Raw genomic sequence first — 554 nt, forward strand, 5'->3', positions numbered from 1 at the left:
GCTTCTAAATCTCAAAAACGAGCATTTCCGTTCTTGGAGATGCTCGTTTTCTCATGTCATGGTTTATAATTTAAATTTTGATAGACTCTAGTTTCTAATCAATGTGATCACTATTTGTCAATATTAACCCTTTCAATCAATTCATTAGTTATCTAAACTAAGTCCATTTATAAATTTAAAAAGAGTATAAATATCAACGTAAACTTCATCATCACACTAGCTAATCTCAGTACATAAACCACTTTTTCATCTACAGATTTTGTCTTAATCTTGATCTTTTTTCTTTAATCCAAGAAGCGCTCCTACTATAAACAATATTCCAGCAATGAATGGTGTAAAACCTTCTCTAACTGTTCCGGTTTTTGGCAATCTATCAGAATTGTTAGTATCCGATTTACTATCGATATTAGTATGTTTATTAGCTATATTCTCTGGTTCATTAAGATAAACTTCTTTCTTATTTTCAAAGTTTTTATCATTTTTATCAGGAACTGTAGCTTTAACATCCTTAGTTGAGTCAGATTTGTGTGAATGATTTTCTCTCTGTATATCCT

General features: G+C 29.8%; 1 protein-coding gene. It reads right to left on the bottom strand.

Annotated elements, in window-relative coordinates:
• Nucleotides 1-264 precede the first annotated feature (264 nt).
• Nucleotides 265-554, bottom strand: a 290-nt coding sequence (locus SINDD18_RS10065) for an LPXTG cell wall anchor domain-containing protein (RefSeq protein WP_153014472.1), incomplete at its 5' end; no start/stop codon positions are given.

This window comes from Streptococcus infantis (genome assembly GCF_001579645.1).
In the GTDB taxonomy this organism is placed as follows: domain Bacteria; phylum Bacillota; class Bacilli; order Lactobacillales; family Streptococcaceae; genus Streptococcus; species Streptococcus infantis_E.